A 16,139-nucleotide genomic window follows, 5' to 3' on the forward strand; every position below is an offset into this window, starting at 1 on the left:
ATGAACAAGCAAATCTATCGTCTCGTGTTCAACCAAGCCCGCGGCTGCCTGATGGTCGTGGCGGAGACTGCAACCAGTTCCGGCAAGTCGGCCAGCGGCGAGCGGGTCAGCCGGAGCGCGAAGAAGCAGGGCGGCCAGCGGGGCCGCGCGGCGCTTGCCGCTTGCGAATCCATACACCGGGCCATGCTGCTTGGTGCCGCTTCGCTGTGGCTGGCGCCGCTGCAGGTGGACGCGCAAACGGTAGCAACGCGCATCGTGGCCGACCCGGCGGCGGCACGCGCCCAGCAAGCGACGGTATTGAATGCTTCCAATGGTGTAACGCAGGTCAACATCCAGACCCCGAGCCAGGCCGGCGTCAGCCGCAATACCTACAGCCAGTTCGACGTCGGCGCGTCCGGCGCCATCCTGAATAACAGCCGCAACAATGTGCAAACGCAGTTGGGCGGCTGGGTGCAGGGCAATCCATGGCTGGCAACGGGTGCGGCACGGGTCATCCTGAACGAAGTCAATTCCAGCAACCCGAGCCATTTGCAGGGCTATGTCGAAGTGGCGGGCCAGCGCGCGGAAGTCGTGGTGGCCAACCCGGCCGGCATCGCGGTCAACGGTGGTGGTTTCATCAACGCCAGCGGCGTGACCCTGACCACCGGTATGGCGGTGATGAACGGGGGCAGCCTGGAGGGCTATCGCGTCCAGGGCGGCAGCGTCAGCATCAATGGCGCCGGGCTCGATACCCGCGGCGCGGATTACACCGCCATCCTGGCCAGGGCGGCGCAGGTCAACGCCGGCATCTGGGCCAGCCGCCTGCAGGTCGTCACCGGTACCAACACGATCCAGGCTGGCAGCCTGGGGGCGGATTCGGCGCCGCAAAGCCAGCGCATTGACGGCGACGCCAGTGTGCCGAACTATGCGCTTGACGTTTCCAGCCTTGGCGGCATGTACGCCGGCAAGATTACCCTGGTTGGCACCGAGGCTGGCCTGGGTGTCCGCAATGACGGCGTGGTGCAGGCAAGCAGTGGCCCGCTGACGCTGACGCAAGACGGCTGGCTCGCCAACAGCGGCACGCTGCAGGCAAGCGGGGGCGATCTCAAAGTCCAGGTCCAAGGCACGATCAACCAGAGCGGCATCGTCTACGGCAGCGCAAATGTGCTGCTGGCTTCGCAAGGCAGCCAGACCCACAGCGGCACTGTGGCGGCCCAGGGCGACGTGCGCCTTGAGGCCGGCGGCGCCGGCGCAGCAATCCAGGCCAACAGCAGCGCCGTCTGGGCTGCGGGGTTGCAAATGGACGGCAGCCTGACCGGCCGGCAGGACCTGGATGTACAAGCGACGTCGCAGGTGCAGACGGCGGGCAGGGCGCTGGCGAGCAGGGACCTGGCCGTGCGCGGCGCCAGCCTGGATCTTGTCCAGTCGGGCGTGCAAGCCAATTCGATCCAGCTGCAAGCCAGCAGCGGCGAACTGAATGCCCGCGGCAGCCAGATCCTGGCCTCGGATACGCTGCAGCTGCAAACCCCGCAGGCACTGACTACCGACGGCGCATTGGTTCAGGCGAATACCGTCTCGACGCAAGCGCACAGCCTGAGCAATGTACGCGGCCAGATTATCCAGACCGGCGGCACCGACCAGGCCATCGCACTGCAAGGCAAGCTGGACAACACGGCAGGCGTGATCCATTCTGCGGCCCATAACCTCGCCATCGGCGCGCAGGACATCGACAACACGGCCGGCCAGCTGCTTCACGCGGGCAATGGCACGTTCAATCTGGGCAGCCAGGGCCAACTGCAGAACAACGCCCAGGGCGCGATCCAGGGCGCGCTTGCCGATGGCGCCCGCATTGTCGGCTCCGGCGCGGTGCAGGTGCAGGCCCAGGCGTTCAGCAATACCGGCAGCATCAACGCAGCGGGAGACCTGGACACCAATGCCGCCACGCTGGACAACCGCGGCGTGATGTATGCGGCAGGCGCTCAAACCCTGTCGCTTACCTACGGCATGGCCAACCGCGGCACGATTGCCGCAGCCAGGGACATGACGCTCAATGCTGCCAGCTTCGCAGGTAGCGGCTCCAACGTGCTGGCGGCCGGCATGGCCGCCGACGGCAGGCTGACCGGCATCGGTGCCTTGACCGCCAATACAACGGGCGCACTGCAAAGCTCCGGCCAGTTGCTGGCCACCGGCAGCATGAACCTCGCTGCTGCCAGCCTGGACCTGACCGGCAGCAGCACCGGCAGTACCGGCGGCAACGTCAATCTTGCAGCGCAGGGCGGCAACATCCTGACCCGCAATGCGGAAGTCAGCACCCCCGGGCAGTTGACCATCACTGCCAAGGCGAATGCAGCGCAAGTGCTGGACAACACCGGCGGCCAGCTCAGCGGCCGACAGCTGCAGGTCCAGGTCGGCCAACTGGATAACACCTTTGGCTCCATCCAGCAGACCGGCACCGGTACGCAGCTCGCCAGTATCCAGAGCACTGGGGCCTTGAACAACACCAGCGGCCGCATCGTGGGCAACGCCCAGGACCTCGGCATCGCTGCCGGCGGCGCGCTGGCCAACGCGGACGGCCTGGTGTCGGCCATCGGCAACCTTGCCATCACCAGCGGCGACCTGCTGAACGCAGGTGCGGGCACCGGCAAGGGCCTGCAGAGCCAGGCGGGCAACATCGTCCTGAACGTGCAGGCACTGGACAATTCCGGCGGCATTTACGCGGCCAGGGACCTGGATACCGCCGCTGCTGCTGTCAACAACAGTGGCGCGCTGTACGCAGGCGGCCAGCAGCGCCTGGCCGTGCGCGATACCTTGGCCAGCAGCGGCACGATTGCAGCGGCCAAGGACTTGACGATCAATGCCGCCAGCTTGGCAGGCAGCGGTTCCAGTGTTCTCGCAGCGAGCATGGCCACCGGCGGGCAATTGACGGGTTCCGGCAGTGTCGCCATCACGACCACCGGCGTCCTGCGGAATGCCGGCCAGTTACTGGCCACCGGCAATATCGTCCTCGACGGCTCCGCACTGGACCTGAGCGGCAGCACCACCGGCAGTACCGCGGGGCAGCTTCGATTCACGGCGCAAAGCGGCAATGTGCTGACCCGTGGCGCCCAGGTCAGCACGCCTGGCCAGCTCGTCATCGCTGCGAGCCAGAACGGCGCCCAGACCCTGGACAATACAGCTGGCCGCATGAGTGCGGCGAAGCTCGACCTTGATGTGCGCAACATCGATAACTCGCAGGGCTCGATCCAGCAGACCGGCAATACCGACCTGGCCATCGACCTGCACGGTGGCGCCTTCAACAACAGCGCCGGAAGCCTGGTCGCCAATGCTTCAAACCTGAGCCTGGGCACCGGCGCGCTGACCAACACGGCCGGCGAAATCGGCCACTCAGGCACCGGCCAGCTGAGCCTGAATTCCAGTTCCATCGAGAATACACGCGGCCAGATCGTCAGCAACGGTACACTCCTGCTGTCCAGCACGGGCAACCTGGATAACGCCGACGGTTTGATCTCGGCCCGCGGCGACCTGGCGGCCACCAGCAAAGACGTGGCCAATACTGCCAGCGGAACGGCGAGCACCGCAACCGGCATCGAGAGCCAGACCGGCAATGTAAACCTGGACGTACAGAAGCTGACCAATAGCGGCAGTATCCGTTCGGCCCAGGACCTGGCCACCCATGCCGCATCGCTCGACAACAGCGGCAGCATGTACGCGGCAGGAGCGCAGACGCTGACCGCCGGCAACGGTATTACCAGCAGCGGCACCATCGCTGCAGGAAAAGGCCTGACGGTCAATGCCGGCAGCCTGGCCGGTGCAGCCGGCAATGTCCTGGCCGCCGGCATGGCGGCCGATGGCCAGCTCACCGGTATCGGCGCATTGTCCGTGACCACCTCCGGCGCTTTGCAGACGGCAGGCCAGGCACTGGCCACCGGCAACGTGGACCTGGCCGGCGCAAGCGTGGACCTGGGTGGCAGCACCACAGGCAGTACCACTGGCGCCGTTCACCTGACCGCGCAAAGCGGCAACGTGGTAACCAGCCACGCCAAGGTCAGCACACCTGGCCAGCTCACCATCAACGCCAACGGCAATGACAGCCAGCTGCTGGATAACACCGGCGGCCAGCTCAGCAGCCAGCAGTTGCAGGTCAAGGTTGGCGAACTGGATAACTCCCAGGGTTCGATCCAGCAGACCGGCACTGGTGCGCAGGCGGCCAGCATCGTAACTGCCGGCGCACTGAACAACAGCGGCGGCCGCATCGTCGCGAATGCGCAAGACTTTACCGTCACCAGCGCTGCCCTGGCCAACAACAATGGCCTGATCGGCCATGCCGGTACGGAATCACTGTCGATCACGTCCGCCAGCGTGGACAACAACCACGGTCAGGTCACCGGCAATGGCGCTGTGACAGTCGCCAGCTCCGGGAATGTCGACAATAGCGCTGGCCTGATCGCCGCGCAGAACGACCTCGCCCTGGCCGGTGCCGACTTGACCAACACCAGCGGCAGCAACGCTGGCATCCAGAGCCAGGCAGGCAGCGTCAGCCTGGATGTGCGGAACTTCACCAACAGCGGCAGCGTGAGTGCAGGGCAGAACCTGGACACCCACGCCGCTTCGTTGAACAATAGCGGAACGATGTACGCGGCCGGCTGGCAGGCCGTTGCTGTCGTCAACGGCATGAGCACCAGCGGCGCCATCGCCGCGGCCAGGGACCTGAGCGTGAATGCCGGAAGCTTGTCCGGCTCCGGCAGCAACGTGCTGGCTGCCGGCATGGCGGCCGATGGCCAGCTTACCGGCAATGCCGCACTGGCAGTGACCACGACCGACGGACTGCAAACCGCGGGCCAGGCGCTGGCTGCAGGCAATGTCCATCTGCGCGGTGGCAACCTGAACCTGAACGGCAGCACCACCGGCAGCACCAAAGGCGACGTCAACCTGACTGCAACCAGCGGCAATGTGTCGACGCGCAGCGCCAAGGTAAGCGCTCCAGGCCAGCTCAATATTACGGCCAATGCCAATGGCAGCCAGCTGCTGGACAACACCGCCGGCCAGCTCAGTGGCCAGCAACTGCAGGTCAAGGTAGGCCAACTGGACAACAGCCAGGGCGCGATCCAGCAGACCGGAATCGGCCTGCAGGCTGCCAGTATCCAAAGTACTGGTGCACTGAACAATAGCAGCGGCCAGATCATCGCGAATGCGCAGGACTTCTCCGTCAACAGTGGTGTACTCACCAATACCAGCGGTTTGATCGGCCACGCGGGCACTGGCTCGCTGGGCATCAGCGCCGCAGACGTCGGTAACAGCAGCGGCCAGATCACCGGCAATGGCGCGGTCACGCTCACCAGCACCGGCAATATCGATAACAGCGCCGGCCTGATTGCCGCGCAAAACGACCTGGTCCTGGGCGGTGCCGATGTCATCAGTTCCGGCGGCGCCAACGCCGGCATCCAGAGCCAGTCGGGCAATGTCAGCCTGGACGTACAGAACTTCACCAATAGCGGCAATGTACGCGCCGCGCAGGACCTGAGCACCCATGCCGCTTCGTTGAATAATAGCGGCACGATGTATGCGGCCGGCTGGCAAACCGTGGCGGTGGGTAACGCCCTCAACAGCAGCGGCACGATTGCAGCCGGCAAGGACCTGACGGTCAACGCGGGCAGCCTGGCAGGTAGCGGCACCAGTGTGCTGGCTGCGGGCATGGCGGGCGACGGCAAGCTTGCCGCCACCGGCGCCCTGAACATCATCACTTCCAGCGCATTGAAAGCTGGTGGCCAGGTGCTGGCTGCCGGCAGCCTGAACTTGTCCGGCTCCAGCCTGGACCTGAGCGGAAGTACCACGGGCAGCACCAACGGCAATGTCAGCCTTTCCGCGCAAAGTGGCAACATATTGACGCGCCAGGCGCAAGTCAGCACGCCTGGCCAGCTCACCATCAAGGCCTGGAACAATGGCGGACAGCTGCTGGATAACTCCAACGGCCTTTTGAGCGCACGGCAGCTCGAGGTCCAAGTCGGCCGCATGGATAACACCCAGGGCATGATCCAGCAGAGCGGGACGGGTGCGCAGGGTGCGAGTATCCAAAGCCTCGGTGCAATCAGCAACAACGCCGGTCGCATCGTGGCCAATGCCCAGGACTTCACCCTCAGCGCGGGCGGCGCGCTGAGCAACGTTGACGGCCAGATTGGCCATGCGGGCACCGGTTCGCTGAATGTTTCCGCCAATGGCCTGGACAACACGCGCGGCCAGGTGGTGGGCAATGGCACGACCAGCGTGGCGAGCTCCGGGCTTGTCAATAACAGCAATGGCCTGGTGTCGGCGCAGCAGGACCTGGTGATCGGCGCGGCAGGTGTCGACAACGACCAAGGCAAGCTGGTGGCGATGCAAGGCAACTTGACGCTCAACAGCACCCAGGGCAGCATCAACAATGCGGCAGGCCTGATCCAGGCGGCGCAGGACCTGGGACTGAGCGCTAACGGCGCCGGCAACAGCCTGCAAAATGCCCAGGGCAAAATGATCGCCGGACGCGACGCCAAGCTGTCAACCGGCAGCGTGGGCAATGATACCGGTTTGATCGCGTCGGGCCGCGACCTGCAGGTGGATACCCACGGCCAAACCCTGAGCAACCTCGACGGCGCCGCCAATCCTGGCAATGCGCTCGGCCTGGTAGCCGGTGGGCAGATGACGGTCAATAGTGGCGCGCTGGATAACCGCGCCGGCCTGATCAGTGCACAGACTGGTCTTGATATCGCCAGCAGCGGGGCCGTCAACAATGCCCCACGCAACGGCTATGGGGGGCAGATTTACAGCGGCGCCAACCTGAAAGTTCTGGCCAGCGGGCTGGACAATACCGCCGGCCAGGTGCTGGCGGTGCAAGGCGCAAACATTGACCTGGGCGGAGGTACGCTAGGCAACAGCGCCGGCCTGCTGCGCGTTGGCCAGGCTCTCACGCTGAAGACTGGCGCCATCGACAATACGTCGACCAAAGGCGCCAACGCCGGTATCGAGGCGGGCACGATCGACATCGTCACTGCCAACCTGAACAACACGCAAGGCGCGGTAAGGGCCGGGCAGGACCTGACCATCCGCGACGATGGCCAGTTGAACAATAACCAGGGTGAACTCAGCGCAGGACGCGCGCTGCAGGTCACCACCAACCTGGCAGCATCGCCGAGCCTGGCGCTCAGCAACGCGGGCGGCCAGATCGTCGCTGACCAAAGCGTGAGCGTGCGCACCGGCACGCTGGCCGGTGCGGGCAGTGTCGTCTCCCGAGGTGACGTCAGCCTTGACCTGCAGGGCGACCACACCCTGTCGGGCACGCTGCAGGCGGGCGGCAACCTTCAACTGAAGGCGACCGGTTCGCTGACCAATCCGGTTTCGGTACAAGCCGGCCGCAGCCTGAGCGTCAATGCTGCCAACCTGGACAACCAGGCTGGCGCAGAGCTGCTGAGCGGCGAAACCACCACGCTGGCTATCGGCGGCACGCTGACCAACCGCGGCCTTATTGATGGCGCCGACACGCACATCCAGGCCTCCCAGGTCAACAACTTCGGCACCGGCCGCATCTACGGCGACCGCATTGCCATCGGCGCCTCGGTCGTCAACAACATGGAAGAGACTGTTGGTGGCGCCACTTCGGCGGCCACGATCGCCGGACGCCAGCGTGTGGACATCGGCGCGCAATACCTCACCAACCGCGAAGGATCGCTGATCTTCAGCGCAGGCGACATGTCCATTGGCGGCGCAGTGGATACCAACTGGCAGGCAGCCGGCATGGCGCAAACGGTGAAGAACAACAGCGCCACCATCGAAGCGTCGCAAAACCTGGCGATCTCCGCCTCCGACATCCGCAACACCAACGAGCACTTTGCTACCACGGTGCAGCAGGTAAGCCAGACCCGAATCACCGAGTACCAGGTCGTCGGCCAGACGCAGCGCTACCTGCCAGGCGCGCCGGGTGTGAGCGTCTATCGCGACGAAGTCTGGATCTTGCGTACCCCGGACGGCACGTATGACAATTGGAACAGCTACGAGTACACCCGCACCGTCAATGAGACCGTTGTCACGCAAAGCGATCCCGGCAAGATCATCGCCGGCGGCGGCATTCGCCTGACCGCCAACAGCTTATTGAACGACAAGAGCCAGATCGTGGCTGGCGGCAGCATCAATGTGCAGGGCACAACGGCATCCAACACCAAGGTCGATGGCACCCGTACCAGCACCGATGCCGGCACCGTGACCGAGAACTGGCGTGATAAACACAAGGGCACGGACGACCCGGGCAAAACAGTCACCGCCTACAATCCGGGCAGTGTCGTCACCACATTTGACATGCAGGCTACCCGCTATGAGCAATTTGCGGGCAGCGCCTCGACTGGTTCGGGCCCTGGCGCCAGCAGCCTGTCGACAGTGCAGGCCAATGCCGGTGCCGGTGGCAGCGTCAATGCTTCGAACAAGACCGCCAGCCTGAGCAGTGTTTCGGGCACGCAGGCTGGCAGCGCTTCCGGCGCAAGCACGGCTTCGCAAACCGGCAGCCATGTGCAAAGCAATAATGCGAGCGCGGGGCAGGCGCAGGGAGGAACTGTTGCAGGCAACACCGGCAAGCAGATCTCGGGAAATGCGGCAATCAGCGAGCAGGCCCATGGCGACGCAATCGGCGATAACGTTGGCCGCCAGGTTGGCGGCAGCGCCGAAAGCAGCGACCAGGCGACTGGCCGGGCTACTACGCAGCAGACGGACGGACAAGTCCAATCCCTGAGCGGCGCAATTGCCAAGTCCGGCAAGACGCCTGACACGGCCGGTACGGCCACCGGGTCGGCGCAGATTTCGATCCGTACCATGCGGCCGAACTTCCGCCTGCCTACTGCCAGCCTGTTCAAGACTCATCCGGAAAGCCAGGCCAGGTACCTGATTGAAACGGATCCGAAGTTCACCAACTACAAGTCCTGGCTCTCCAGCGATTACATGCTGGATGCGTTGCAGGTCGATCCGGCCACCACGCAGAAGCGCATGGGCGACGGCTTCTATGAGCAGAAGCTGATTCGCGAACAGGTACTGGCCCTGACCGGCAATCGCTTCCTCGGCGACTACACCAACGACGACGAGGAATACAAGTCGCTGATGGACAACGGCCTGACATATGCCAGGCAGTGGGGCCTGCGTCCGGGCGTGGCCTTGAGCCCGGAACAGGTGTCCCAACTGACATCGGACATCGTGTGGCTGGTAACGCAGGACGTCCAAATGCCGGACGGCAGCACGCAAAGCGTACTGGTGCCGCAGGTGTATGTGCGGGTGCAGCCAGGTGACCTGGATGGCAGTGGTGCGCTGCTGGCAGGCAGGGAAGTCAACATCAACCTGACCGGTGACTTCACCAACAGCGGCACGGTTGCCGGCCGTAACCTGGTGAACATCAGCGCCGACAATATCCGCAATCTGGGCGGCACCATGAGTGGCGGCACCCTGGCGCTGCAAGCGACCAGGGATATCGACAACGTCGGCGGCATGCTGAAGGCGCGGGACGCAGCGCTGCTGTCGGCTGGGCGTGACCTGAACCTGACCAGCACCACCCAGAGCTCGAGCAATACCGTCGGCGCGAACAGTTTCGCGCAGACCGGTATCAATCGTGTGGCGGGACTGTACGTATCGGCTCCTGCCGGCGTGTTGCTGGCCAGTGCCGGCAATAATATCAACCTGACTGCGGCCCAGGTCAGCAACGCTGGCACGGGCCTGACGCAACTGAACGCAGGCAACAACCTGAACCTGTCGGCGGTGAACACCTCGATCAGCCAGCGCGTGGTCTGGAATGCCGATAACCGCCAGAGCCAGAGCGCCAGCATGGACGTGGGCTCGCAGGTCAACGGTGCCGGCAACCTGGTGCTGAATGCGGGACAGGATATCAACGCCAAGGCAGCAGTGGTGAATGCAGGGCAGACCTTGAATCTTGCCGCCGGCCGCGATGTGAACATCATTGCCGGCCAGGCAACGCAAAGCCTGGACGAAGCGCACAAGCACACCAGCAAAGGCTTCCTGTCGAAGAAGACGACCACGACCCATGACCAGCTTGAAACCGCGACCGCGATCGGATCGAGCCTGGATGGCAGCAATGTCAATGTTGTGGCCGGCCGCGACCTGACCGTCAAGGGCTCCAGCATCATCGCCGACCAGAATCTCGCGATCGATGCGGCGCGCAACCTGAGCGTCCTCAGTGTTGAAGACACGGCGAAGTCGGCCCACAGCATGGAGGTCAAGAAGTCGGGCCTGACCGGTGGCTATGCGTCCGGCAACCTGAGTGTAGGCTACGGCAAGTCAAGCTCCTCCACCAAGACCGGCAACGAGTCGGTGACGCAGCACGAATCGAGCATTGGCGCCCTGAATGGAAGCGCCAAGCTGAAATCGGGTGAAACGCTGCAAGTGGTCGCTTCCGACATCGCAGCCAAGGAAAACCTGACCCTGATCGGCAAGAACGTCGACCTGTCCGCCGCGCAGAACACCTCGGAAGACCACCTGAGCGCATCGAGCAAGTCGTCCGGCTTCTCGGTTGGCGTGACGGTGAATCCGCTGGCTGCCGCCAAAGACGCCTACAAGGAAAGCACGAAGAACTCGAAGTCTTCCGGCACGATTGGCAAGATCACCAGCAAGGCCGACGGCGTGGCCGATGGCCTGTGGGCAGCCACCACGGCGGTGACGGTGCAATTCGGCTCGAAGAGCTCGACCAGCAACCAGAACCAGGCAACCAGCGAAGCGCGTACCACCAGCCTCAATGCCGGCAAGGACCTGACAATCCTGGCCACCGACGGCTCGATCAATAGCCAAGGCACCCAGATGAGTGCCGAGGGCAATGCCATGATCGTGGCGAAGGACAGCATCAAGCTCGATGTTGCCCACAACACGGAAAGCAAGTCGCAGGACTCGAAATCTTCCGGCTTCAGCTTCGACAACCGTACCGCGATGATGGCCGGCACCTTCAACAACAAGGGCAAAGGAGATGGCGCTACCGATACCGTCACCGGCAGCAAGCTGTCGGTCGGCGGCACGACCACCATGGCAACGCAGACCGGCGACATCGCGCTGATCGGCGCCAGCGTGGTCTCGGACGGCAAGCTGGAAATCAGCGCCGCGCGCGACCTGACCATCAGCAGCGCGCAGGATACGGTCCACAATGCCAACCAGAGCGACAACAAGGCGATCGGCAAGGTCGTCATCTCTGACACGGAACGCTTCTCGGGCTACCACAACGAAAAGCACAAGGACAACTCTGACCAGGTGAAGCAGGTCGCTTCCAGCGTCGGCAGCCTGAATGGCGACGTGGTTCTCACTGCGGGCAATAAGTACACCCAGACCTCCAGCAATGTGCTGGCGGCGAACAATGTCGATATCACCGCCAAGTCGATCGACATCACGGCGTTGCAGGATACCGGCAGCAGCCAGTCTTCCAACAGTGACCTGAAGGTCGGCGCCTTCGCGCGTATCAGCTCCCCGCTGATCGACCTGGTCAACAACGTCGAAGCCGCCCGCAAGTCCGATGGCCGCGTGCAAACGATGCAGGGCATGGCCGCAGCGGCACAGGGCTACCAGGCCACCAAAGCGATAACCAGCGGCGGGACCTTGATCAAAGGCGAGGTTGGTGTTGGTTTCGCAAGCAGCAGCAATTCAAGCAACGACAACAGCAGCACCGCGGTGGGCAGCACCGTCAACGGTGGCGGCAACGTCAACCTGACGGCAACCGGCGGCGATATCCACGCCACCGGCGCCACGCTGTCAGCCGGTAAGGCACTGAGCCTCGACGCCGCGCAGAACATCGTCCTGGATGCCAGCCAGAGCACAGTTCACAGCGACGGCAAGAACAACAGCGCCGGGGTGGAAGTAGGCGTGGGCTTCCAGGCGGGGGCAAGCGGTACGGGTGTCTATGCCTACGCTTCTGCCAACGTGGGCAAGGGCCACCACAACAGCGATGCGACGATCAACAACAATACCCAGCTTAAAGCCGACACGATCAACATCGCCAGCAAGGGCGACACCACTCTGAAGGGTGCGACAGCAACCGCCAACACCATCAACGCGGACGTTGGCGGCAAGCTGGCGATTGAAAGCCTGCAGGACGTCAGCAAGCAGGAAAGCAGCCAGACCAATGCCGGTGCACGCGTGCAGGTATCGTTCGGCACTGCATGGGAAGCCTCCGGCAACCTGTCCCAGTCGAAGAGCAACGGCAGCTCCGCAGCGGTCGGCCAGCAATCCGGCCTGTTCGCAGGCGACGGCGGCTATCACGTCAAGGCAGATACCGTGGACCTGAAGGGTGGAGCGATTGCCAGCACCAACAAGGTCGACTCCGAGCTGACGGCGAACAAGCTGACCACGGCCAACATCGAAAACAAGATGAGCTATTCGGCCAGCAACGTCAGCATGGCCGGCAGCGTTGGCGGCGGAAGCGGCGAAGGCGACAAGAACGCCGACGGCACCGCCAAGCCAAAAGACCAGCAGCAGCTATTCGGCGACCGCAAGAGCGGCAACGTGACGCCTGGCGTGCCAGTGATGGAGAAGGGCAGCGACAGCTCCACCACTTACGCCACGGTCACCGACGGGAAAATCACCATTGGCGGCGTGACCACCAATTCCGTTAAGGAGCTGGGGATCAACAGCGACGCGAGCAAGGCCAGCACCGCGCTCGACAAACTGCCAGATTTGCAGAAGGTATTGAAAGACCAGCAGGCCATGTCGGCTGCAGCCGGTACCGTACTCGCGACTTCGAAGCAAATCATCGGCGAGATCGCGACGAGCGCAAGCAATGCGGCGCTCCGTGACCAGGCAGCCGCGGCAAAAGTGCTGAACGATCCAAACAGTACGGCTGAGCAGAAGGCAGCTGCGAAATCGGCGTTCGCCGATGCGGAGAAGACTCAGACTGATTGGGGGAAAGGCGGTATCTACAGCCGCGCATTGAATGCTGGTGTTGACGTCTTGGTTGGCAGCTTGGCTGGACAGGGCAGCGGTCAGATTGCTGCAAACGCGATGGGGCCAACGGTCGCCAAAACTGTCGGAGATATTGGCAGCTCACTTCAGGCTGAAGCCTATCGTGAAGCACGTGAGTTCGAGAAGCAGTCGAAGCAGGCGGCACTGAACAACGACCAAAAACTGGCAACTGAACTCGCGGGGAAAGCTGCTGAAAGCGATGCTACTGCAGAAAAATGGGGCGACAACGGCATTTATCGAGTCGGTTTGCACTCGGCTACACAGGGAATGCTCGGCGGCTTGGCGAATGGTCAAGGCGGTGCAATGATTGGCGCAGCAGGTGTCGTCGGCGGCAACCTTGGTCAGCGGCTTGGCCAAAGCCTGGGCACGGCGGAAGCTGACAAGCTTGGATTGGAAGGGGATGCTAGAAAAGCATTCATCAATTCCTACCAGAACACCGGTGCCGTTATTGGCGGCATGCTTGCCGGTGCCACCGCTGCGGGCGTAACGGGCCATGTGGCTAACGGTGAAGCGTTGCTGGCTGCGGCTAATGGAGGTGGGGCGGCCGGCACGGTTGACGCCTACAACCGGCAATTGCATCCCAACGAGGTCGCGTTCCTGCAGGATAAGGCAAGGGTGAAACGCTATGCCGACTATATCAAGCAAAAAACTGGAACGACACTCACTGAAGAACAAGCTCAGCTTGCGCTTTCCCGCTACGGTGCAGCGATGGAAGATGAGAAGTGGGCCCAAGTCAACGGCAGGGACGGGAATACAGAAGCGTTTATTAAGCAAGAGGCAAGCGCAGCGAAATTGAGCTACACCGATAGCGTTGGAAATAAGCACGTCGGCTTCCAAGCGACAGCTGCCGAATACAAAGACGAAACAATCAACTTGCGAGCGTTGTTCGATGCCTATAGTCCAGGTAATTCGATTGCCGCGTATCTTGGCGCCAACCTGAATAGCAAGGGCCAAACCAACGCGGCCCAACGTTTCCGTCAGGGGCAACAGTTGGGATATCAGGATGCGGGGAAGGAAGCTAATCTGGCAAATGATGCATGGACTGTTGCAAAGGGCGTTTTGGGTTTGCCAGTTTATGCCTACCAATCGTTGACTAGCGACGAGGTCGGGCCTCTCGATTCAGAGCGTATGACGGCGTATCATCAAGCACTGCTCAAAACTCAGGGGCGATATGAAGAGGCAGGCTATCTTTACGAAAAGGATTGGGCTACAGCACAACGGTTGATGGTTGTCGGCCTACCGCTCACTGAGCTTGGTGGTCAGGCAATTTGGAAACTGGGATCAGCCACCAAAACTTTGATCGTGGAGCGTGGTGCCGCTAAGGAGGCAGCGCTGGCGACTGAGAAAGCGCGGGTGGAGAACAATCGCCGGCGCGATGATGACCAGCAGTACGTTAACAACACCGCTCCAAAGGATGTACCTGAGGTAGTAACGCGGAATGATCATGACTTCACTGCTACAGTAAATAACAAAGGAAATCCGAAAGCACATGTCGATGCTGATGGCAATTTGATCAGCGCTAATCCGAGCGGAACGGGATCGGTTGCAGACCACGTACGGGGTTCGAAGCCGCAGAACACTCCATATATTTCAACGACTGACCCAACGTTAACGGATGCGCCGAAGGACTTTGGCAAACAGCAAATTGAGATTAGCGCTCGTGATTTGCAACGAGATATCAACTCGGGAGATGTTCAAGGTGGGAAAGTTGTGCCACCACAAAAGGTGCTGGCCGAATTGCAAGAAAAAGTAGATCAAGCAAAGGCACGATATGACGCTAATCCAACTGAGAACAATGAAAAACGTTTAAGAAATGCCACGCGTGATCTGGGTAATGCAACGCGTGACGGCGAGTGTTTGATCTCCCCTTGTGTTCCAGCGCCTTACATTAAATGGCCAAATGGTGTTGCTCCGAAACCTAGTGTGGCAACTCCGCCGCCAGCCAAGCATTGAGGAAAACGATGAATCAAGAGCTTAATGATCTACTGTATACATTGCCCTCAGGGACGGAGAGTTATGCAAGCGACTTGACCGATTTGGATGCGCAAGATGTTCCGCAAGATCGCATTCCTAAACTAAATGCTCTTGTGCAAGGGCAAGACGAGTATCTTGCGGTGACAGCGGCACGTATATTGTGCAGTTGGGGCCGGGAAGAAGGTTTTGATTATCTGGAGAAATTTGTTTGTGATCGTCCACCTCAAAATGAGAATTGGATGCCACATCGGCTAAAAAATTATGATGAAACCTACAGATTTATCCTGGATGCAATAGTAGGCTTTTGGGCAATGCAGTCTGATGCAGAAAGGGGAGACGCGGCTCGACAGCGAATTTTCAAACCAATTACCAAAATTATTGAAATTGCCAATGTATTGCCATTTGACATCTCTCATTTCTTCTGGCTAATCGAACGCAAAGGGTTTACTGAATACATACCTGCGTTAAAAGAACATCTCACAGCGATTCTTTTAACTCCGAATTTACATCACTGGAAAATTGCAGATTGCGCACATCTGCTTATGAGATTCGATCCGGACTTTGTGCAAAAAGCGTTGGCTAAGCATGGAAAAACACTGTCAGATTATCCAGATAAGTGATGGAATAATGGTTCTCGAACGTGTAACTTGATGGGCTGCTGCCCCCCAAAAAATGTCGTTCATTTCGCTCCGTACGGGGACAGTGCACTCAAATATATCGCCATAGTAGGCCTTGAAGGGCTTTGATACTCGACTCATTTGAAGTCGCTCAGGTATACGTCGATAACCCGGTACCTCGGCAATTGGCTATGCTGCTAAATGAAATCACTGGTGTACTGGTCTACAGTCGCCAACGCCAGAGTGCCTGCAAGAATGTGGGCTTCTAGCTAAAGTGTGACGACGCCTTCACGTAAAGGGATAGGACTGGGGCCGTAAAGGTTAAGAAGCCATGATTACTGAAGATGGTGAAATTAGTAAGAGTATTTTCGAAATAATTTACCTGGCGATAGAGGAGGAGTACGAGCTATTTGGTCGGCCCTGAACAATTAAACGGCGCCTGAATCTAAAGGTGAAATGCGCAAATAACGCCGCTGAGATTTGCAAGGTTTCGCTAAAATGGGCGCAATTCCTTGCAAATTTTCGAGGGTTAGATGGGACCAAAACCAGCTGGACCGCAGAGCAACGACATGTTTCGCCAGCGTTTGGACGAGCTGGTGAATCCGCTCCACCCGTTAG

At 61.1% G+C, this 16,139-nt stretch carries 2 protein-coding genes; both read left to right on the forward strand.

Annotated elements, in window-relative coordinates:
• Positions 1 to 14,883, forward strand: coding sequence for a hemagglutinin repeat-containing protein (locus ASE26_RS17855; protein ID WP_057246657.1), 14,883 nt, complete (start codon positions 1 to 3; stop codon positions 14,881 to 14,883).
• Between the two features lie 8 nt (positions 14,884 to 14,891).
• Positions 14,892 to 15,524, forward strand: a complete 633-nt coding sequence (locus ASE26_RS30720; RefSeq protein WP_156397958.1) for a hypothetical protein — start codon at positions 14,892 to 14,894, stop codon at positions 15,522 to 15,524.
• The last annotated feature ends 615 nt before the right edge of the window (positions 15,525 to 16,139 follow it).

The sequence above is a fragment of the Duganella sp. Root198D2 genome (assembly GCF_001428585.1).
Classification (GTDB): domain Bacteria; phylum Pseudomonadota; class Gammaproteobacteria; order Burkholderiales; family Burkholderiaceae_D; genus Rugamonas.